This is a genomic window from Nannocystis exedens (genome assembly GCF_002343915.1).
Classification (GTDB): Bacteria; Myxococcota_A; Polyangia; order Nannocystales; family Nannocystaceae; genus Nannocystis; species Nannocystis exedens.
On sequence record NZ_NETK01000002.1, the window covers coordinates 24,226 to 45,163 of the forward strand.

General features: G+C 73.0%; 16 protein-coding genes. 6 read left to right on the forward strand and 10 right to left on the reverse strand.

Translation table 11 applies throughout. The features are described 5' to 3' along the window. Position 1: 1 nt before the first annotated feature. Complete coding sequence (locus NAEX_RS44120) at positions 2 to 739, reverse strand: hypothetical protein (protein ID WP_096333936.1); 738 nt, start codon at positions 737 to 739, stop codon at positions 2 to 4. Between the two features lie 167 nt (positions 740 to 906). Here NAEX_RS44120 and NAEX_RS44125 point away from each other — a divergent pair, with 167 nt between their 5' ends. Then, positions 907 to 1,431: a hypothetical protein gene (locus NAEX_RS44125; protein WP_096333937.1), complete on the forward strand. Its 525-nt coding sequence runs from the start codon at positions 907 to 909 to the stop codon at positions 1,429 to 1,431. A 167-nt stretch (positions 1,432 to 1,598) separates the two neighbouring features. Here NAEX_RS44125 and NAEX_RS44130 read toward each other — a convergent pair whose 3' ends face one another. After that, entirely contained in the window at positions 1,599 to 2,870 is a 1,272-nt protein-coding gene (locus tag NAEX_RS44130) for a hypothetical protein (protein WP_096333938.1), read from the reverse strand. A gap of 178 nt (positions 2,871 to 3,048) precedes the next feature. Here NAEX_RS44130 and NAEX_RS51710 point away from each other — a divergent pair, with 178 nt between their 5' ends. Continuing rightward, positions 3,049 to 3,837, forward strand: coding sequence for a tetratricopeptide repeat protein (locus NAEX_RS51710; protein WP_096333939.1), 789 nt, complete (start codon positions 3,049 to 3,051; stop codon positions 3,835 to 3,837). 231 nt (positions 3,838 to 4,068) lie between these two features. Here NAEX_RS51710 and NAEX_RS44140 read toward each other — a convergent pair whose 3' ends face one another. Next, positions 4,069 to 5,184, reverse strand: coding sequence for an arginase family protein (locus NAEX_RS44140; protein ID WP_096333940.1), 1,116 nt, complete (start codon positions 5,182 to 5,184; stop codon positions 4,069 to 4,071). A 473-nt stretch (positions 5,185 to 5,657) separates the two neighbouring features. On the opposite strand from NAEX_RS44140, the gene NAEX_RS44145 reads away from it, so the two are divergent. Further along, positions 5,658 to 6,629 carry a GlxA family transcriptional regulator gene (locus NAEX_RS44145; RefSeq protein ID WP_096333941.1) on the forward strand — a complete coding sequence of 324 codons (972 nt, stop codon included), beginning with the start codon at positions 5,658 to 5,660 and terminating at the stop codon, positions 6,627 to 6,629. A 279-nt stretch (positions 6,630 to 6,908) separates the two neighbouring features. Here NAEX_RS44145 and NAEX_RS44150 read toward each other — a convergent pair whose 3' ends face one another. Further along, complete coding sequence (locus tag NAEX_RS44150; RefSeq protein ID WP_143141401.1) at positions 6,909 to 8,381, reverse strand: OmpP1/FadL family transporter; 1,473 nt, start codon at positions 8,379 to 8,381, stop codon at positions 6,909 to 6,911. A 120-nt stretch (positions 8,382 to 8,501) separates the two neighbouring features. Between NAEX_RS44150 and NAEX_RS44155 the strand changes: the two genes are divergently transcribed. Next, the gene (locus NAEX_RS44155) at positions 8,502 to 9,155 is read left to right on the forward strand and encodes a hypothetical protein (RefSeq protein WP_143141400.1); all 654 of its coding nucleotides are present in this window, start codon (positions 8,502 to 8,504) and stop codon (positions 9,153 to 9,155) included. Positions 9,156 to 9,242: 87 nt separating this feature from the next. Next, positions 9,243 to 10,574: an MFS transporter gene (locus NAEX_RS44160; protein WP_096333944.1), complete on the forward strand. Its 1,332-nt coding sequence runs from the start codon at positions 9,243 to 9,245 to the stop codon at positions 10,572 to 10,574. 94 nt (positions 10,575 to 10,668) lie between these two features. Here NAEX_RS44160 and purT read toward each other — a convergent pair whose 3' ends face one another. From purT to NAEX_RS49145, 3 genes are all read right to left on the reverse strand, one after another. After that, positions 10,669 to 11,865 (reverse strand): formate-dependent phosphoribosylglycinamide formyltransferase, encoded by a 1,197-nt coding sequence (gene purT / locus NAEX_RS44165; protein ID WP_096333945.1) that lies wholly within the window; start codon positions 11,863 to 11,865, stop codon positions 10,669 to 10,671. A gap of 307 nt (positions 11,866 to 12,172) precedes the next feature. Next, a complete protein-coding gene (locus NAEX_RS44170; RefSeq protein ID WP_096333946.1) occupies positions 12,173 to 15,859 on the reverse strand; it encodes a serine/threonine-protein kinase in 3,687 nt (1,228 codons plus the stop codon). Positions 15,860 to 15,873: 14 nt separating this feature from the next. Then, positions 15,874 to 17,064, reverse strand: a complete 1,191-nt coding sequence (locus tag NAEX_RS49145) for an enolase C-terminal domain-like protein (protein WP_211302626.1) — start codon at positions 17,062 to 17,064, stop codon at positions 15,874 to 15,876. Between the two features lie 16 nt (positions 17,065 to 17,080). Here NAEX_RS49145 and NAEX_RS44185 point away from each other — a divergent pair, with 16 nt between their 5' ends. Next, positions 17,081 to 18,595, forward strand: a complete 1,515-nt coding sequence (locus tag NAEX_RS44185; protein WP_170136553.1) for a protein kinase domain-containing protein — start codon at positions 17,081 to 17,083, stop codon at positions 18,593 to 18,595. Between the two features lie 153 nt (positions 18,596 to 18,748). On the opposite strand, the gene NAEX_RS44190 is transcribed toward NAEX_RS44185, so the two are convergent. Genes NAEX_RS44190 through NAEX_RS44200 form a run of 3 tightly spaced genes read right to left on the reverse strand, consistent with a single transcriptional unit; the run spans position 18,749 to position 20,925 of the window. After that, on the reverse strand, positions 18,749 to 19,975 hold the full coding sequence (locus tag NAEX_RS44190) for an adenylate/guanylate cyclase domain-containing protein (RefSeq protein WP_096333949.1): 1,227 nt from the start codon (positions 19,973 to 19,975) through the stop codon (positions 18,749 to 18,751). Positions 19,976 to 19,990: 15 nt separating this feature from the next. After that, the gene (locus NAEX_RS44195) at positions 19,991 to 20,365 is read right to left on the reverse strand and encodes a slr1659 superfamily regulator (protein WP_096333950.1); all 375 of its coding nucleotides are present in this window, start codon (positions 20,363 to 20,365) and stop codon (positions 19,991 to 19,993) included. Next, positions 20,362 to 20,925, reverse strand: coding sequence for a slr1658 superfamily regulator (locus NAEX_RS44200; protein WP_096333951.1), 564 nt, complete (start codon positions 20,923 to 20,925; stop codon positions 20,362 to 20,364). Before NAEX_RS44200 ends, NAEX_RS44195 begins: the two co-directional genes overlap by 4 nt. Positions 20,926 to 20,938: the final 13 nt, after the last annotated feature.

Below are 20,938 nucleotides of genomic sequence, written 5' to 3' on the forward strand. Positions count from 1 at the left end.
TCTAAAAGCGCACCTGGAGCCCGCCGAGGCCGGCCTGCACGCGGGCGGGCCGGCGCTTGACCCGGTCGGCGATGAACAGGCCGATGGCGGCGGCCAGCACGGCGCCGCCGGCGATGAGGAAGCTGCGGGCGAGCACGGCGTCGCGGCGGCCGCGGGCGAGGATGTCGTCGTACTCGCCCTTGACGTCGGCGTACTGCAGCGAGGCGCCGGTCTCGGGGTCGATCTGGGCGATCAGCCGCGCGGCCTTGTCCTCCTCGGTCTCGGCGAGGCCGGCGAACACGCCGCCCGTCGAGGCGAGGGCGAACCCGCCGAACACGCACCACCAGCCGGCGCGCTGCAGCGGCGGTAGCCGCTCGGGCACGCCCTCGACCGGCTTGTCGCGCAGAGCAGTGCCCTCGAGCTCCGCCTTGGCCCGCTTGGCCTCGGGGTCGGTGGTGGCGACGGCGCTGCCGAGACCTGCGCTTTGGGACACGTTGTTCGGCGGGGCGACGAGCTCGGCCTGCCCGGCCGGCGGGGCGGTGTCCGGCCGGGTCTCCGGGACGGGCTCCTCGGCGTCGGGCCCGGGCGCGGGGGGATCTTGCTTGCCCGCGTCCTGCGCAGGCGCGGCCCTGGGCTCGGGCGTCGACGCAGGGGCAGGCGCGGGGGCCGTCGCAGGGGCGCCCGGTCCCTGCGCGTGGACGGGCAGCGAAGCGCCGGCGACGGCGATGCCGACGACGAGGCCGAAGGCCCGCGCGGACATCGTTGTGAATCGTGCGCCCATCGCCGGGCGGGATTGTAGTCAGGTCGCCGCCGCGACGCTCGTGCGTTTCCGGCGCCCCTACGCGGCCAGAACGTGTGACTTTTGCCACCGGCGCGGTCGCTGCGAACCGCGTCGGATCGGGCCGCGTGGTATCCACGATCCCTCGCATGGCTCGCCTCCTTCGCGCCGCGCTCCTGCTCGCGCTCGCCGGCGGCTGCAGGCCCTCCGGCACGCTGGTGTCGGACGTGGTCGACGTGGCGCCGCCCGCGGGCGAGGTCTATCCGGAGGGGGCGAGCGACTTCACCGGCGAGTGGGTCGGCGAGAGCGCGGGCATCTTCGGCACGCTGACGATCCAGCGGCTGGCCAGCGACCGCTACTACGGCCGCTTCACCAGCGAGGACGGCCTTGTCCGCTTCGTCTGCAACCTGCGCCAGATCCGGGCCACGCCGGCCGAAGGCGGGGCGATGCTGCCGAGCAACCTGGTGACGTTCCAGTGGCAGGACGGCCGCGGCGGCCGCGGCGGCGGGTGGGCGCTGATCAACCGCGAGAGCTCGGCGCTGACCGGCGAGATCCGCTACGGCGGGCTCGGCACCCTCGACTTCGTCCGCACCGACGCGCCCGACATCGAGGCGCCCGCCGAAGCCGAGACGGCCGACGCGTTCGCCGACGAGTTCGACGAGCAGGCCGGCTGAGCGCCGCGCCGTCGGTGCGGAACGCCCGCGGCCCGAGCCGCGCGGACCCAGCGCGAGCGGACGGGGCTGCTCGAAGAGACATGCGCTCGGGAGCATGCGCAAAAGGGCATGCTCGTCGTGACATGGCCGAGGAGACATGCTCTCCTGGACATGCGCGAGCAGTCAGGTCAGGTGGGGCGCGGGGTGGGGCGCGGGAGCAGGCGGCGCTGGGTGAAGCAGAGGCCCCAGCCGTGCGGCTCCTCGTGCGGGCGCCCGGGGGCGCCGACGAGGCGCGGGCCCTCGGCGCGGGGGGGCGGGCGCTCGCCGCCGGCGTGGACGCGCACGAGGGCGATGTCGAGGTGGCCGCGGCCGTCCATGTCGAGCGGGAGCTCGGCGACGGTCTCGGCCTCGAGGGCGAGCGGGCCGCCGGGGGCCTCGACGGCGAGGCCGGTGCGGGCGGGCGCGCGGCCGGGGCGGCGCTCCTGGGTGACGCCGAGGTCGCGGATCGGGACGACGCCGCCGGGCCGCTGGACGAAGCCGCCGTACAGGCTCACCCACGGGAAGCGGGCGGTGTGGACGTACGTGCGCAGCGGGCCGAGCGCGGCGAAGCACTGCATGGCGGCGTCGCTGGCGCCCCAGTCGCGCACGCCCCAGGTGTGGACGCGCAGGGCGGCGCCGCCGAAGGCCCGGAGGTCGCGGCCGAGCGTGATCGTGCCGTGGAGATCGCCGGCCTGGACGTAGCCGCGGAGCGGGTGGCGGCGGACGGTGCGGAGCAGGCGGGTGTCCCAGGCGGCGGCGCCGAGCTGGCGCGCGAGCAGGTCGGGGTCGTCGTCGGTGCCGGGGACGAACGGCAAGAGGCCGGCGAGGAAGGTGAGGTCGAGGCGGGCCTCGATCGACTCGGCGGGGGCGTCGCCGGCGGGACGCACGGGGCGGCCGCGCGGGTCGTGGACGTCGAGGGCGCCGCGGTAGCGCAGGGTCCAGGTGCGCAGCGGCTCGACGCAGTCGAAGGTGAGGCCGCCGACCGACCAGCCGCGCTCGCCGTCGCCGCGCAGCAGGGCCTGGCCGCCGGGGAGGCAGTAGACCGCGGTGGGGGTGAAGAGGGTGAGCCAGACGCGGTGCGCGTCGCGGCCCGGCAACCACTCGAGCCGCGCGAGCACGCCGAGCTCGGACTGCACGGCGGCGAACACGAACTCCTCGGCGAAGTGCGGCCGTCCGTCCCACGCGTGGCGGGCCTCGTCCTGCGGGCGCGGCCACTCGGCGGCAGGCCGCCGCAGCACCGCCCAGCGCGCGATCGCGGCCTTGACCCCGCGGCGGAGGAGCCCCGACAGGCCGGGATCGGCGGCCGCGGCGCCCAACTCGAGGCCGCCGCCGTGGTCGTCGGCCGGCTCGGCGAGGCCGACGTGCGGGTGCAGCGGCCGGGGCCCGCGCGGGTCTTCGGAGTGGGAGTCGCGTCCGGACATCGGCCTCGGAAGGCGGCCAGCGTATCATCCGCGCGCCAAAACGGCCACCGGGGAGATCGAGCCCGCGAGCGCTCGACGAAGGCGCGGCCGTTCACGCCGCCGCACCCACAAGGCCGGCGCGGGGCGCCCTTGTGCCGGCGGCCCGCCGCGTGATACCGAAGTCGCTGGAGGTCTCTTCGTGCCCCGTTTCGCCGCCTGCGCCCTGACCGTCGTCCTGACTGCCGCCTCGGCCCTCGCGCCGGCGTGCAACTCCACGCCCGCGGTCGACCCCGCCGAGCAGGCGGCCCAGATCAAGAAGGACCTCGCCAACGCGGCCGCGCGCGTCAACGACGAGAAGTGGAAGGAGGCCGAGGGCATGCTGACGCGCGTGCTCGAGGCCGAGCCGAGCAACCCGGAGGCGCTGGCGCTGATGGCGAAGGTGCGGCTGTTCGGCGACAAGGACGCCGGCAAGGCGCTCGAGCTGATCGACAGGGCCATCGCCGGCAAGGGCGACGTGGCCGACTACCACGCGACCCGCGCCTCGGCGCTCGAGAAGAGCGGCAAGGACGCCGACGCCGCGGCGTCGTGGGGCAAGGCGTCGCAGCTCGACCCCGACAACGGCAACTACGGGCTCCACCAGGGCCAGGCGCTGCGCCGCGCCAAGCAGTACGAGCAGGCCGAGGCGGTGTTCCGCGAGGTCATCAAGAACGACGAGGCGGTCAAGTTCGTGTACAGCGAGCTCGGCGACGTGCTCCGCGAGCAGGGCAAGCTCGACGAGGCGCTGACGACCTACGCCAAGGCGATGATCAAGTACCAGGGCGACAAGACGGCCCACGCCGGCGCCGCCCAGGTCTACGAGGCCAAGGGCGAGACGCAGAAGGCGATCGACGAGTGGTCGACCTACATCCGCATGGACTGCTGCTCGGACTTCAGCAACAACGTGGCGAAGAAGCGGATCGCCGAGCTGCAGCAGGGCCGCGCGGGCTGAAGCTGGCCTAAAGGACAGGTGCGGCCGGCCGCGCGGCGAGGGGCGATGCTGCTCGCAGGGCGGTCGGCGCCTGGCTGTCCTCGCGGACATGTACCGCGAAGGAGGCGATAGGGCCTCGGGGACACATGCGCGCGCTGGGGCCGGGGCGCCCTCGCGCTCATGGGTGAGGAGGGCGGCCGGCTGGCCTCGCGGACAGGTGAGGGCCGGCTGTCCTCGCGGACAGCCGGTGCCTCACGGGGCGAGGCTGGGGCCGACGACGGCGGCCAGGCTCTCGCGCAGGTAACGGACGGCGAGCGCGACGGTCTGCTCGCCGCCGTCGCGGGCGAGCGGCGGGGCGACCTCGACGACGTCGGCGGCGCACAGGCCGATCTCGCGGCCGAGGGCGCGGATCAGCTCGACCACGAAGTCGGGCTCGAGGCCGTCCGGTTCGGGGGTGCCGGCGGCGTCGGCCCAGTGCGAGTCGGTGCCGTCGATGTCGTTGGAGAAGTAGACCGAGGTGACGCCGAGGCCCTTGAGGTGCGCGACGATCGCGGCGATCGTGCCGGCAGGGTCGGCCTTGACCTCCTCGGCCCAAAATTGGCGCACGCCGAGGCCCTGCTCCCAGTGGCCGCGATCGTGTCGTGACGCCCGCACGCCGACCTGCACGAGCCGGCCGTCGCGGCCGAGCAGCTCGTTGGCGTGGTAGGACCAGGTGGCGAAGCAGATCTTGATGCCGAGCCGCTCGGCCAGCAGATCGGTGTGCGCGTCGGGCTGGACGATCGCCCAGCGATCGCGGCGGTGGCGGGCCAGGCTCGCGGCCACGGGCCAGGCGTTGGAGTGGTCGCCGCCGAGGATGACGGGCACGACGGCGGGGTTGAGCTGGTAGACGAGGTCGAGCGCGCGCTCGGCGATCGACAGCGGCGAGACCGGCAAGGTCGAGGCTGTCTCTTCGGGCAGGTGGCCGTAGAGCGCGCGCCGGCTGGCGGCGAGCTGCCCGGCGCTCAGCATGTCGTCGTGGAGCAGCTGCGGGATGACGAACACGTCGCCGATGTCGAGCACCCCGGCGGCCGCTGCCCGGGCCGGCCAGTCGGGGTCGCCGGCGAGGAGACCGCTGCGGATCGCCTGCGGACCGACGTTGGCCCCGCGCAGGAAGCCGGCGCCGACGTCGGAGGGGCAGCCGAGGATGACGACGCGCGCGTCGGCGATCGCGGCGAGGTTGCGGCGAAACGCCGCGTCGACCCCGGCCTCGTCGCTGGCGCCGTAGAGCCGACGCTGCATCGCCAGCTGCTCCGCCCGTCCGGTCGACACGAGGAAGAGCCCGCCGCCGGCAGGGCGCAACAGCGCCGCGAGTTCGTCGAGTGGGTCCATGCGCCAAGGCTAAGCCCGCGCGCGGCGAAACGCGAGGGCGCCAGGCGCGGGTGGGCGGCGCTGGGGCGCCGGCTCGGTCCGCTGGGAGGCCCGGGCGAGCCGCGCTGCCGTCGAGTGAGGGCGGATGCCGGTGACCTTCGTCTCGCGTGTGAGGCGATCCTCGCCGCACCCGAGCGGCCACGTCTGCCGCGGGCCGGGTTGCGGGGGAGGGTGGCGAGGAGAGCACCTGCCGCGTTTCGCCGCTCGCCGGTTGCCTTTCGAAGGCGGCGAGGCTGGCGAGAAGTGAGCCCCGTGCGGCGTTTCGCCGCTCGCCGGGTTGCCTTTCGAAGGCGGCGAGGCTGGCGAGAAGTGAGCGCCGTGCGGCGTTTCGCGGCGCGGCCGGTTGCCGCTCGAAGGCGACGATGGCGAGAAGTGAGCACCCTTTGGCGTTTTCGCCACTTGTCGGCGTGTGGCCGGGATGCGAGCGTGGGGGCATGACGGTGCGTCCGCACGTGGTCGCGGTGCTGGCCTTGCCGGGGGTGGTCGCGTTCGACTTGACGATGCCGTGCGAGGTGTTCGGGCGCGCCGAGGTGCCCGGCGGCGCGCGGCCCTACGAGGTGCGCGTGTGCGGCGAGACGCGGAGCGTCGACGCAGGGGCGTTCCGCCTGGCGCTGCGGTGGGGGCTGACCGATCTGGCGCGGGCCCACACGGTGGTCGTACCCGGCGTGATGGACCCGTCGCGGCCGATCTCGCCGGCCGTGCTCGACGCCTTACGGGCTGCGGCGCGGCGGCGGGCCCGGGTCGCGTCGATCTGCAGCGGCGCCTTCGTGCTCGCGGAGGCCGGGCTGCTCGACGGGCTGCGGGTGACGACGCACTGGGTCGCCGCGGGTCTGCTCGCCCAGCGCTACCCGTCGCTGACCGTCGATCCCAACGTGCTGTTCGTCGACAACGGGCGGATCTTGACCTCGGCGGGCGGGGCCGCCGGCATGGATCTGTGCCTGCACATGCTGCGCTGCGACCACGGCGCCGCGGTGGCCGCCCACGCCTCGCGGCTCGCCGTCGTGCCGCTCGAGCGCAGCGGCGGGCAAGCGCAGTACATCGTCCACGAGCCGCCGACGTCGACCAGCAGCCTGGCCCCGCTGCTCGACTGGATGCTCCGGCACCTGCGCGACGACCTGACGCTGCCCACGCTGGCGCGCCGGGCCCGAATGAGCACGCGGACCCTCAGTCGACGCTTCCGCGAGCAGACCGGGACCACCCCGCTGAAGTGGATCCTCACCGCCCGGATCGCCCGCGCCCAGCAATTGCTCGAGTCGACCTCGCTGTCGCTCGAGGAGATCGCCGGCCACGTCGGCTTCGCCGCCGCCTCGACCCTGCGCAACCGCTTCGCCCGCGTCATGGGCACCTCGCCGATGACCTACCGCAAGCTGTTCCGCAGCGGCGGAGAGCGACGCGCGGCGCATTGAAGTCTCTCGCTAGCGCGGAGCACCGAGCCGCAGGGCCAGGCGCACGTCGGCGCATGTCTCGAAGGACACCTATGATCTGCGCGAGAGGAAGCAGCGGCGGCTACTGCCGACTCGTTCCCAAGCGCCACACCGCGACCATCGCCCGGCGAGCGCCAAGCCTCGCCCGCGATCATCACCGGGCGCGCTACACTCCGCCTGCGTCCTTCACCGGGCCAAAGCTCGTCCGCGAAGGCCCTCAGCGCACAGCCTGACCCGAGGGACATGTCCCGAGCGCCAGCCTCAGAAGTTCACGTCGAGGTACAGGTTCGTCAAGAAGATGTTCTGCTTGTAGATGCCGTCGGCGCTGGCGGCCCGCGTCGGCGCCTGGAACCTGTTGAGGACGTTTTGGCCCTTGGTGTCGACCTTGAAGTAGGCGATGTCGGTGAACGTCAAGCCGAGGTGGAGCCGCTGGTGCAGGCGGAACCGACCGCCGAGGGAGAAGGTCATCTTGTTGGAGTCGAGCAGGGCGGGCTCGATGGTCTGGACCGGGACGGCGGTCGAGTCGAAGCCGACGCCGGCGTACAGCTCGACGGCCTCGATCACCCAGTAGCTGGCGCCGAAGCGGACGCCGCCGGCCGGCTTCCAGAAGCGCGGGATGTGCTGGGTGACGCCCTTGACGTTGTCGTCGGGGGTGTCGCCGCCGAACGCTTCGGGGTTGGTGAGGGCGGTGTCGGCGTTGGCGAAGTCGCACTGGCGATCGGCGACGCTGGCGTCGAGGACACACTGCTTGTCCATCACCTTCCAGTTGGTGAAGTCGCCGAACAGGCGCAGCTCGAGCTTGGGGACGGGGCGGACGCGGAAGCCGAAGCGGACGATGTCGGGCAGGCGCTGCGTCAGCTCGATGGGGGTGGCGGGGGACACGGGCGCGGTGCCGAAGGCGTTGCTCAGGTCGCCCTTCAGGGTCATGTTGCCAGTGATGTTGGGCCGGCTGGTGTACGACGCGCCGATCCACAGCTTGTCGCGCCAGTTCCAGATCGCGCCGACGCCGAAGCTGCCCTGCCAGCCCGAGGCCTTGAGCCAGCTGCGGCCCTCCTTGAGGGTGCCATCGGACAGCACCAGATCGTCGGTACCGTCGGCATTGCGGGCGCGGATGGTGTCGATCTCGCTGCGGATGGCGCTGCCCGACAGACCGATCGACAGGCCGATCTTGGCGATGTTGAAGGCGACCGCGCCGGTGATGTACATCGAGCGCAGCTTGCCGTCGATGGTGTGCCACCGCTGCACGCCGTCGATCGCGCCCGGGTAGTCCTGGCTGCCGCGGTACTTCTCGTTGGGCTTCCACGTCGACTGGCCGCCGAACGGGAAGTAGACCGCGGCGCCGGCCGAGAAGAACTTGGTGCCGAAGTCGGAGCTCGCGCCGGCGAACGGGCCGGCGATGAAGTTGGCCAGCTTGGCGACGCCCGCGTTGGCGTCGGTGGCCCCCTCGGGCGTGCCGGTCTCGCTGTTGATGGCCGACTCCGGTCGGTCGTAGCTGACCCAGCGGGCGGCGAAGCTGCCGTCGACGAAGATTCGCGTGCCCGGCTTCAGCGCGATACCCGCGGGGTTGTAGTAGATCGCGGTCGGGTTGTCGGTGGTCACGTGGCCGTGCTCGCCGCCGAATCGCGCGGTGCTGAGGCCGGATGCCCGGGCCTCGTTCACGCCAGCGAGCGCGGCGGTCAACAGGCCACAGGCGAAGAGGGTGCGCGAGCGAGACGCATGACGAGCGAGCGACATGAAGGAGACCTCGTACGGCGACAAACCGGCGCCACTTTACACCGAGGTCGCTTCTTTACGGCGGACAAAATGCACGGCAGAGTGATGCGCAGGATGTCCCGATCGTTTTCTGTCCGCCGCGTGCCCTGTCCTCGGGTCCCCGGCTCGGTGCTCGGTCTGTCGCTGCTGGTCCCGCTCATGGCCGGGTGCCCCGACTCCGAGGCCAAGTTCAACGAATTCCTCGACAACACCAAGGACGACCGCGACTTCATGCCGCCGCCGCCCCCGGACGTGATGCCGGCCCAGGCGGACATCAGCGGCGACTTCCTGCTGGCAGTGTCGACGAACATCGCGCCCGACCTGCCGCTGCAGTTCATCGCCACCAATACGGTGACCACCGACGAGATGGGCAACACGCTCCTCACCGCCTGCCTGCAGCCGCTCAGCCTCATGCAGGGCAAGGTCAACGTGCCGCGCGAGCCGATCGGCGACCCGCTGTGTTACGAGGACATCCCGATCGTCGACGGCACGTTGGAGATCGACGCCGGCGTGGTGATGGTGACCGGCATGGCCAACCCGGTGACCGGCGGCGAGATCGTGGCGACGCTGAAGATGATCGGCACCATCGTCGACGAGGAATTCTACTGCGGCGAGATCGAGGGTGATTTGATGAGCCCCCTCATGTCCACCCTCAAGGGCTCGACGTTCGCCGCGGTGCGCCTCGCCGATCCAGCAGTGCTCCCCCTCGACGTGACCAAGAACTGCATGCGCCAGACGGTCCGCGACATGGAATGAGCGCGATGCCGCGCAGAATCACGGGAGAGCACGCGTGAGGGGACTGGTTTTTCGCCGGTCCGGGCCCGATCATCACGGCCCCCCACGATGACGACGACGGTCTCGCCCCCGACGCCCGCCGGGCAGTGGTCCAAGGTCCGCAACGAGCTGCAGCAGCTGTGGCACACCGAGCTGCGCGACTCGAACATCCGCGCGGCGTACGTGGTGTGCGCGATGACCGGAACGGCGTACGGGATGGTGACGGCGGTCGTCGCGGTCTACCTGAACAAGGTCCGCGGGGTCGACGAGCTCACGATCGGCGAGCTGGCGATCTTCTTCTCGCTCGGCATCGCGGCGTTCAGCGTGCCGATGGGGCTGCTGATCAAGAAGCTGTCGCCGCGGACGATGCTGGCGGCGGCGCTGCTGGTGTACGCGGGGGCGACCGCGATCTTCCCGTTCCTGCTCAGCTTCGGCGGGCTGGCGACGGCGCGCGGGATCGACGGCGCGTTCTCGGTCGGCGTGTGGGTCAGCCTCGAGACGATCCTGCTGATGCGCACGACCACGGCGCACCGCGGCCTCATCACCAGCCTCTACACCATCTCGATGGCCACCGGTTACGGCCTCGGGGCGGTGTTCGGCTGGGCGGTGATGCTGCTCTATCCGATGCAGATGGTGTTCGTGGCCGCGGGGATGTTCGCGTCGCTGGCGGCGCTGATCGCCTACGTGTTCCTCGACCGCGACATCCAGCCCGTCGCCGGCAGCGACCACGGCGGCGATCACGGCCACGAGCCCGGTGCGCAGCCCGTCAAGCCGGCGGCGGAGGACGTCCGGCCGCCGATCTTCTCGCTCTACTGGAAGATCAAGACGGCCTGCATCCCGACGTTCTGCTACGGCTATTTCCAGGCGTCGCTGGTGCTGTTCCTGCCGCTGTTCCTCATCGAGGCTCGGGAAGTGCCGAAGGAGGACACCAGCCTGCTGGTGGCGAGCTTCTCGATCGGGATGGCCGCCAGCGTGGTGTTCGTCGGCCGCCTCGGCGATCGCTACGGCCACCTCAAGACGGTGCGCTCGCTGGTCGGGCTCGGGGTGGTGTTGACGGCGTCGCTGGTCTACCTGCCGACGCTCGGGCTGGTCGCGGTGGCGGTGCTGCTGGCAGGCGCTTCGCTCGCGCCGATCTGGCCGATGAGCCTGGCGCTGCAGAGCCTCATCGTCGACCCGCGCGACTTCAGCCGCAGCAACGCGCTGCTCAACGGCTCGTACGGGCTCGGCACGCTCGCGGGCCCGCTGGTGTCGGGCTTCCTGTTCAAGCACTACGGCGGCGAGACGATGTTCCTCCACATCGCGGTGCTGTGGGCGCTGGCGCTGCTGGCGACGCTGGCGTTCCGCCGCGACGACCCGAGCTTCCGCGCCCTCGCCCACGCCCGCGCACGCGCGGCGGCGTGAGCGGCGGCGCCCGGGCAGGTGGCCGCTCGGGCATGACGTGAGGGACATGCTGCAGGGGACATGCCCGTTTGGACATGTCCTCCGAGGCCGGCGCTCATCCGGCGTCGACGACCACCCGGATCTCGGCGGCGGCCGCCTCGGCGCGGGCGCGGCACTCGGCGACGTCGTCGCCGTAGGCCAGCACGACGCCCATGCGCCGGTACTTGCGGGTGTCGGGCTTGCTGAACAGGCGGACCTTGGTGCGCGGGTCGGCGAGCGCCTTGCCGACGCCGGTGAAGCGCGGGTTGGTGCCGGGCCGATCGGCCAGGACCACGGCCGAGGCCCCGGGGGCGCGGAGGAGGACCTCGCGGATCGGCAGGCCGAGGATCGCGCGCACGTGCAGCTCGAACTCGCTCTGGTCCTGCGTGATCATGGTGACCATGCCGGTGTCGTGCGGGCGCGGGCTGACCTCGCTGAAGATGACGTCGTCGCCGACGACGAACAGCTCGACGCCGAACAGACCGGCGCCGCCGAGCGCCTCGGTGACGGCGGCGGCGATCTCCTGCCCGCGCGCGAGGGCCTTCGGCGCCATCGCGTGCGGCTGCCACGACTCCATGTAATCGCCGCGCTCCTGCCGGTGGCCGATCGGCGGGCAGAACAGGGTGCCCTCGTGGCGCGTGCGGATCGTGAGCAGCGTGATCTCGTAGTCGAACGGGACGAAGCCCTCGACGATGACGCGGGCCGAGCGGCCGCGGGCGCCCGACAGCGCGTACTCCCACGCGGTCGCGACCTCGGCGGCGGTGCGCACGGTGCTCTGACCCTTGCCCGAGCTCGACATGACGGGCTTGATCACGCACGGGAGGCCGAGGCGCTCGACCGCGGCCTCGACCTCCTCGCGGGTGTCGGCGAAGGCGTAGGGGCTGGTCGGCAGGCCGAGCTGCTCGGCGGCGAGGCGGCGGATGCCCTCGCGGTCCATGGTGAGCCGGGCGGCGCGCGCGGTCGGGACGACGCTCCAGCCCTCGCTCTCGAGCTCGACCAGGGCGTCGGTGGCGATGGCCTCGATCTCGGGGACGATGTAGTGCGGCTTCTCGCGGGCGACGACGGCCCGCACGGCGTCGCGGTCCTGCATGTCGAACACGTGGCTGCGGTGCGCGACCTGCATCGCCGGGGCGTTGGCGTAGCGGTCGCACGCGATGACCTCGACGCCGAGGCGCATGGCTTCGATCGCAACCTCGCGGCCGAGTTCGCCCGAACCGAGCAGGAGCAGCCGCGTGGACGAGGGAGACAGGGGAGTGCCGAGCGTGAGATCCATGGCGAGCGCGCGCAGGATAGTGGCGCACTGTCGCGCGCGGCAAGGCGGGCGCCGCGGGCGCGAGGTCACACGCGTCGGCCGGGCCCTCGCGCGGGCGGATCCGCGGGAGATGCGGGGCTCACGCCCGTCGGCGTGCGGAGCTCACGCCGGTCGGTCGCGGCCGCCGACCCGCCCACCGCGAGCGAACCGAGCCGCGGTGGAACTTCCCAGGCGAGCGAGCGCCGCGGCGACACGCGCTCGCGGACGCGACGGAAGCCGCGACGAAGCGGAGCCACACGAGGCGACGGCCGATGAACCCGCGGACGCTTCAGGTGGGCGCGCTGCCGTTGTACATGGCGCTCCACTGCGCGGGGCGGAGGATCGCCCGCGAGGCGAGGTACTGATCGGCCTGGGCGATCAGGGTCGCGCCGCTGGAGCCGAGCAGCTCGCCGCGGCGGCGCCGGGCGCAGGCGGCGTGGACCGGCATGTCGGCGGTGTCGAAGCTGGCCGCGGCGGCCTCGAGGCGGACCAGCGCCTGCTGGATGTCGCCGTTCTGCGCGGCGATGCCGGCCCGGATCAGCGCGGCCATGGCGACGGAGTCGTGGCGCAGGGCGCGGTCCTCCTCGAGCTGGGCGGCGTCGCGTTCGGCGGCGGCGAGGAGGACGCCGGCGTTGTGCGGCTGCTCGCGCGCGGCCGCGATGGCGGCGAGGCCCCGCGCGTGGAGGAAGAGGATCCGCTGGCCCTGCCAGCCGAGGATGTACGAGTTCTCGACGGCGACCCAGTTCTCCGCCAGGCGCTGCCAGGCCGAGCCGCCTTGCCCCTGGTACAGGTCGCACGAGGTCTCGAGGATCAGCGCCAGCATGTGCTGGAAGTGGAAGCCGTCCTTCGACCAGCGGCGCATCGCCCCGCGCACGCGGTCGCGGGCGCTGGTGATGTCGTCGGCGCCGAGGAGCGCGTAGGCGCTGTACAGCGCCGACCAGACCTCGCCGCACAGATCGCCGGCGTCCTCCGCCTCGCGCAGCCAGGCGTGGGCGCGGTGGCCGAGCTCGGCCAGCTCGCCGAGCATGAACAGGCCGCGCATCGTGCTCATGCGGGCGATGTCCAGCTCCCAGCCGACGCCGACGCAGCGGTCGAGCAAGATCTGGGCGCCCTGCTCGTTGTGCTCGAGCGCGCGACGCCAGCGGCCGAGCGAGACGGCGGCGATGGCGTCGACGATCTCGCACAGGCCGAGCAGGCGCGGGTCCGACAGCTGCTCGGCCAGCCGGCGCGCCTCCTTGAGCAGGGTGGTGCCGCGGCCGACGGCGTTGGCGGTGCCGCGGCTCATCACCATCGCGCCGACGCCGGCGAGGGCGCGGGCGATCCGCTGCGGCTCACCTGTCTGAAGGGCCAGGAGCAGGCCGCGCTGGTAGAAGCTGTAGCCGCGGATCGGGTCGACGAAGGCGAGGCCGACGGCCGCCGACAGGCACACGTCGAGGCGCAGCAGGTCGGCCGGCGGGACCTGGTCCTCGCGCACGGCGGCGAACCCGAGCCCGCGCAGGCTGAGCTGCGTCGAACGTGTAATGATGGACATGTTCGCCCGGCCAGGTGTGGCGGGATAGCCGAGGTCGACCTCGACCAGCGCGGGGCGCAGCATCTGTACGCCCTGATCGATGTTGCCGCTGACGAGGAACTGCTCGCCGGCGCGGCGGCGCAGCTCGAGCGACTCGGCCGGGGCGGCGCCCTCGGCGGCGCTGGCGTAGACCGGGGCCGCCTCGGCGCTGCGACCGGCGAGCGCGAGCGCGTCGGCGCGGCGGCGGAGGAGGGCGCGCCGCTCGTCGTCGGGCAGGTCGGGGGCCCACGCGAGGGCGCGGCCGTACAGCTGCGCGGCGCGGTAGAACGCGAGCGCGGCGGCGGCTCGCTCGGCGGCGGCGACGGCGGCGGCGTGGGCCTCCTTCAGGGCGCCGGCGGCGTGGAGGTGGTGGGCCAGCAGCTCGGGGTCGTCGGCCGACTGCGCGAGCGCGTCGGCGAGGGTGCGGTGCAGCTGGGCCAGGCGCTCGCCGCCGAGCTGCGCGAGCACGGTGTCGCGGATCCGGTCGTGGTAGCACTCGACGGTGTCGCCGCTGCGCGAGGCCAGCGTGCGCAGCAGGTGCTGCGCCTGCAGCTCGCCGAGGACCGAGCGATCGGTGACGCCCGAGGCCGTGAACGCGAGGCTCGGCGGGATCGGCCGCCCGGCCACGGCGACGATGTCGAGCAGCCGCCGCGCCGCGGGGCGCAGGCCGGCGAGGCGGGTGCGCACGACGGCGTCGAGCGAGACCTCGGCCGGCGCGGCGCCGCGGTGTCCGGCGATGTGGCGCGCGAGCTCCTCGACGAACAGCGGGTTGCCGCCCGACTCGGCGGCGATCCGGCGCGCATCGGCGCGGGCGCTGTCGCTGTCGCGGCCGAGCCGCGCCAGCGCGAGCTCCTCGGCCTGATCGGGCGAGAGCGGCTCGACCAGCAGGTCGCGCACCAGCGCCTTGAGCTCGGGCCGCGCGCCGAGCCGCCGCAGCTCGCGGAGCATCGGCGCGTCGTCCTCGTCGATGCGGTACGAGCCGATGAACAGCATCGCCGGCGGATCGGGCGGCGACAGCAGCTCGGCGAGCAGGCGCGCGCTGTCCTCGTCGCCCCACTGCAGGTCGGCGATCCGCAGCACCAGCGGGCGGCGATCGGCGATCCGCGCCAGCAGCTCCTTGAGCCCGCGGAACGCCCGACGACGGGCCTCCTGCGGGTCGGGGGCGACGAAGTTGCGCTGCGGCAGATCGGCGACCACGGGCGCGCGCGCGAGGACGGGGAACAGCCGCGTGAGCTCGTGGATCTCGCGCGGCAACAGGGCCGCGGCCTCCTCTTGCGGGAGGTGGCGGAGGTGCTGCGCGAGCGCGTCGAGGACGCTGTCGAAGGCCTTGTAGGGCACGCTCTCGCGCTCGTAGCAGCGGCCCTGGAGGACGAAGGCGCGGTCGCTGCGGCGCAGCTCGGCGATGAAGCGGTCGATGAGGGCGGTCTTGCCGATGCCGGAGCGGCCGCGGACGTACACGCACACCGGCGAGCCGGCGAGCGCGAGCTGGAAGGCGTCGCGCATGGCCGACAGCAGATCGTCGCGACCGACGAAGCGGGCGCCGGACTCGGTCGGGCCGAGCGGGGCCTCGCCGAGCGCCTCGCGGATGTCGGCGCCGCCGAGCCGCGCGGCGGGGTCGCGCAGCAAGAGGCCCATGCACAGCGCCGCCAGCTCGGGGTCGACGCCGGGCGCGAGCTCCTGCGGCGGCGGCGGATCTTCGTGCTGCTTGGCGTGGAGGATCGCCAGCGGCGGGCCGGTGAACGGCAGGCGGCCGGTGAGCGCCTCGTAGAGCATGACGCCGATCGCGTACCAGTCGCTCGCGGGCGAGGCCGGGTTGCCCGCGGCCTGCTCGGGCGCCATCGTCGCCGGCGTGCCGAGCAGGCCGTCCTCGCCGCCCTCGGCGACGTCGTCGGCGGCGAGCCCGAAGTCGAGGACGACGACCCGGCCGTCGGCGGTCACCAGCACGTTCGACGACTTGAGGTCGCGGTGCAGCTTGCCGGCGGCGTGCAGGGCGCTGACGCCGGCGGCGAGCTGCAGCAGGGCGGGGCGCAGGCGCTCCGGCGGCGGCGCGGCGCCTGGCCTGTCGGACATGCCCTGACGGACATGGTCGACGAAGCTGACGCCCTCGACGAACTCCATGGTGATGAACCACTCGTCGTCGTGCGAGACGAGCTGGTGGAGGCTGACGAGGTTCGGGTGCGACAGGCCGGCGGCGCTGCGGAACTCGTTCTTCAGGCGGAACAGCGCGCCGGGGTCGAGCTGGTGCAGGGTCTTGAGCGCGATGGTGCGGCCGCTGTCGCGGTCGATCGCGGCGTAGACGACGCCCATGCTGCCGGAGCCGACCCGACGCACCAGCTCGTAGCGGCCGAGCGGTCGCGGCAGGATGTCCTCAGGGACAGGTGGCGTCACCGGCAGCGAGGCGCGGGCCTGGGGCTCGTCGGGCTTCAAGGGCGGAGTGCGGATTATGCCACGCGCGCGGGCTCCGGGTCGCCGTCCGCGGGCAACGCCCCCGGCGGGACGCCGAGGCCGGGGCCGCAAAGCCGCGGGAGGTCGGGCGCGAGCCGCTCTTGGCTCCCCGGGGGCATCGGGTCGGCCCGCGTGAGCATGTGGGCGTCGAGGTCGGCCTCGTCGGCGAGGCGGGCCAGGGCGGCGCCGGCGGCGAGCCCGACGCGGCTCTCGATCATGCAGCCGACGAGCACCCGCAGGCCGTTTTCCCGGGCCGCGGCGATCATCGCCAGCGCCGGCGAGATCCCGCCGCACTTCATCAGCTTGACGTTGATCCCGGCGACCCGGCCCCGCAGCGCCGCCACGTCGGCCGGCCCCTGCACGTCCTCGTCGGCGTAGATCGGCAGCGGGCAGTCGCGCGCGAGCGCCGCGAGGAGGTCGGGCCGACCCGCAGGCAGCGGCTGCTCGAGCTGCTCGACCCCGAGATCGACCAGGAGCGGGAGCAGGTCGCGCACGTCGTCCGGGGTCCAGCCGCCGTTGGCGTCGACCCGCAGCCGGGCTCGCGGGGCGGCGGCGGCGACCGCACGCGCGGCCGCGCGGTCGAAATCGCGGTCTTTTCCGAGCTTGATCTTGAGCACCGGCAGATGCGCGGCCGCGGCCGCGCGGGCGGCCATCGCCGGCAGCTCGTCGAGCGCGATCGTGTAGGAGGTGACTGCCGCCCCCGAGGTGGCCGAAAGGACATGGCGATCGAGACCTGCTCGATCGAGCACGTCGGGGTCGGCCAGCAGCTCGGCCAGCGGGAGGCCGCGGGCGCGCGCGGCCGCGTCCCACAGGGCGGTGTCGACGGCGCAGCGGGCCGCGGAGTGGGCGGGGGCGAGCTCGCGCATGCGCGCGCCGGCGGCCGTGATCGCGCGCGGGTCGGTGAGGATCTCGGGGGCCAGCTCGGCCGCGATCGCGACCGCCAGCGGCGCGGCGGCGGCCGCCGACTGACCGAGGTAGCGCACGGGCGCGGCCTCGCCGAGGCCGCGGCGATCGGGGCCGTCCGCTGCCGCGCCGTCCGGGTCGCCCGGGTCGAGGCGCACGAGCAAGCTCGGCAGTTCACTCACGGTGCCGCGCGACAGGCCGAACGGGTGGCGCAGGCGGAGCGTGACGAGGGCGGTGCGCAGGTCCATGCCGGCCGTCACGGTGTACCACCGCCGAGGCGCCATTGTATCGTGGCCCCGCATGCCAGGTCGTCGCCCCGGAGGCTCGTCCCCCAGCGTCGCGCTCGAGCGGCTGTTCGACCGCGACTCCCCGCTCTCTTATGAGGAGCGGCTCGAGGCCCTCATCCGCGCGGCGCTGCCGGAGCAGGTGCCGCGGCTGTCGTTCGGCGCCGAGCTGGCCCGCGGCGGGATGGGCTCGGTGCGGCTCGCGTTCGACGAGGTGCTGCAGCGGCGGATGGCCGCCAAGACCATGCACGCCAAGACGTACGAGCACCTGATCCTCGTGCACGGGTTCTTGCGCGAGGCCCAGGTGACCGGGCAGCTCGACCACCCCAACATCGTGCCGATCCACGAGCTCGGCCGCGACGACCAGGGTCAGCTTTACTTCACGATGAAGCTGGTCGAGGGCCAGAGCCTCAAGGCGCTGATCGGCGGCGAGCCGGCGACCGACCACGAGCGCCTCTTCCACCGCCTCGAGATCTTCGTCAAGGTGTGCGACGCGCTGTCGTTCGCCCACAGCCGCGGGGTGATCCACTGCGACATCAAGTCGGCCAACGTGATGGTCGGCGCCTACGGCCAGGTCTACCTGATGGACTGGGGCGGGGCCCAGCTCCTGCCCGTTCGGCCAGGCGCCGCCGAGGAGCAGTGGGTCCGCGACGCCCTGCCGCCGTTGCCGCCGTCAGAGACCGACGGGCTGGTGTTCGGCACGCCGTCGTACATGTCGCCGGAGCAGGCCAACAGCCAGCCGCTCGACGAGCGCGCCGACGTGTTCTCGATGGGAGCGCTCCTTTACGAGGTGATGGTGGGCAAGCCGCCGTACCAGGCGCGGACGGCCATGGACGCGCTGATCCTCGCCCGCGAGGCCAAATTCGCCCCGCCCGACGCGCACGTCGCGGTGCCGTTCCCGCGCGAGCTGGTGCGCATCGTGACCCGGGCGCTACGCCGCGACCCCGACGACCGCTACCCGAGCGTGGCGGCGCTGCAGGCCGACATCGTCCGTCTGCTGCGCGGCAGCGGCAGCTTCCAGACGGTCCGCTTCGCCGCCGGCGACCACGTGATCCGCGAGGGCGAGATCGGCGACGCGGCCTACATCGTGCTGGCCGGCAAGCTCGAGGTGTACAAGCTCGAGGCCGGGCACCACGTGTCGCTGCGCTGGCTCGGGCCCGGCGACGTGTTCGGCGAGACGTCGATCTTCGCCGCCTCGCGTCGGACCGCCAGCGTGCTGGTGGTCGAGGACGCGACGCTCACCAAGATCACCAGCGATCTCATCGAGGAGGAGCTGACGTCGATGAAGCCGTGGATGGGCGCGTTCGTGCGCACCCTGGCGGCCCGCTTCGCCGGCGTCGAGAGCCGCGCGCCGCGGACGAGCGCCGCCGTCGAGCGGGCGCCGATCTCCGCCCCGCCGCGCTCCGCCCCGCCGAGCCCGCCGCCGACCGCCTCCGGCGGCGAGAGCGTGATCATCGACATCGACGAGCCGCTCGACGAGGGCCTGGACGGCAGCGACATGCACGCGACGCTGCTGGCCCGGCGCGACTGAGGCGCGGCAGGGGGGTGGCCGCAGGGGCATGACTCCAGGGACATGCCTTTCGCGGCATGGTGAAGAGGACATGTCGAGCAGGACATGTCGATGAGAACATGTCCTCGGCGCCTGCGCGGGACGGACCGCCCCGGCTCGGCGCTCGCTCGCGCCTCACGCCCGCGCGGGCAGGCCGTCGAGCAGCTCTTGCAGCGCGCGGGGCAGGGCGGTGAAGCGGACCGTAGCGCGGCCGGGGGCGGCGGCGACGACCTTGGCGTAGGCGTCGACGCCGGGCAGGGCGGCGAGCACGAGCTTGAGGTCGGCGCGCAGCGGCAGCGGGGCGGCGACCTGCAGCTCGGCGTTGTGGCGGTCGTCGTGCGCGACCAGCAGCGCCGGGACCTCCTGGCCGCCGGTGTCCTTGCCCTCGAGCGCGGTGAACACCAGCGGCTGCGGCTCGGCCAGGACGCGCCACTCGGCCGGCTCTTCGGTCATGTGGATGGCGAACGGGCCGTCGACGCCGGTGACGTCGTGGATCGTGATCGGCTCGCGCACGCCCTTGGGCCGGACCTCGAAGCAGCCGCGGGTGCGGAGGCGGTCGCCGAGGGCCCGCGCGGCCGACTCGGAGATCAGCACCTGGCCGCCCACGGTGTAGCTCTCGATGCGCGACGTCAGGTTGACGTGGCGGCCGACCACGCCGTACTTGGCGCGCTTGTTGGAGCCGATGTTGCCGACCACGACCTCGCCGGTGTGCACGCCGATGCCCATCTCGAGCGCGGGCAGGCCGTGCTCGGCCAGCTCGGCGTTGACGCGGCCCATCGCGCGCTGCATGGCGATCGCGCAGGCGACCGCGCGCTCGGGGTGGTCCTCCTGCGGCACCGGGGCGCCGAACACCGCGAGGATGGCGTCGCCGATGAACTCGTTGATCGAGCCGCGGTACTCGCCGATCACCTCGGCCATCGCGCCGAGGTAGATGTTGAGGATCGCCACCACCTGCTCGGGGCCCAGGCCCTCGCAGAGCGTCGAGAAGCCGCGCAGGTCGGAGATCAGGATCGTCAGCGTGCGCCGCTCGCCGCCGAGCTGGCGGCCCTCCGGCGAGGCGAGCAACGTGTTGACGACCTCGTCGGTGACGTGGCGGCCGAACACCTGGCGGATGAAGGCGTTGCGCAGCTCGAGCTCGACCACCAGGGCCTCGACCTGCTCGATCTTGACGGCGAGCTGCTCCTCGATCTCGTTGGCGTGCTCGAGCGTCGAGTCGTGCAGCAGCACCAGATCGTCGTGCTCGGCCTGCAGCGCGGCGACGGCGGCCACGAATTCGGCGCGCGCCGCCGGGTCGGCCAGGAGCTCGGCCGCGGCGTCGGGGTCGGCGAGCACTCGCCGCCAGCGCGGGTCTTCCGTGAGCATGCGGGCGGCCGGCGCTCAGTCGAGCGCGATGACGATCGTCGGCAGGAACTTCTTGAGGTTGGGCAGCGACTTGCCCTGCCACGGGATGGTCGACGAGCCGTGGACCTTGACCTCGATGTCGCCCTTCTTGCGCGCGGCGATGGCGAACTTGTAGAGCATGTTGATGCCCGAGCTGTTCAGGAACTGCAGCTCGGTCATGCGCAGGCCGAGCGCCGGATGGTCCAGCAGGACGCGGTCGAGCAGGTCCTCGATCGGCTTGTACTCGCTGGTGCTGAGGCGGAGCACGCCCTCGAAGTGGACCGTGCGCGCGGGCGCGTCGAACCACACGCGATAGCCGGGGCCTTTGATGTCGGTGTCCGACCCGGAGGGTCGCGTAGTTGTGTCCGTCATGACGATTTTACCTGTAGCCGGGCGGCGGTCTTGAGGAGCGCGTTGTCAGGATTGCCAGGGGCGGGGTCGAAGCGCCAGCCGAGCCGGGCCTTGTAGTCCGACAGCATGGTGAGAAACCCCAGGCCGGAGGTCGTGAGGTCGGGGTTGGCGGCGTTCTCCTCGACCCGCTGCATCAAGAGCTCGGCGGGATCGCCGTCGAGCAGCTCGGCGAACTTGACCCGCAGGCCGTCGACCGCGTCGGCGCAGACCTGGTTGCTGACGACCATCACGAACTCGCCCGCGTCGACGCCCGCGTCGATGACGACGGTGCCGCCGGCGCAGAACTTGACCGCGTTCTCGATCAGCTCGTTGAGCACGTAGCCGACGCTGCCGACGAAGTCGCGCCGCTCGGCCTCCTCGGTGAGCCCGCCCTCGCCGACGTCGGCGAAGTACTCGGCGAAGAATTCGGCCGCCACGCTGCACTGGTTCCACTTGACCGGGAACGCCCCGGGGTAGAACACCAGCGTGACGCGCGGTCCAGCGTCGGTGGGCTCTCTGTACTCGCCGATGATGCCGTCCATACACTCCGTCCGC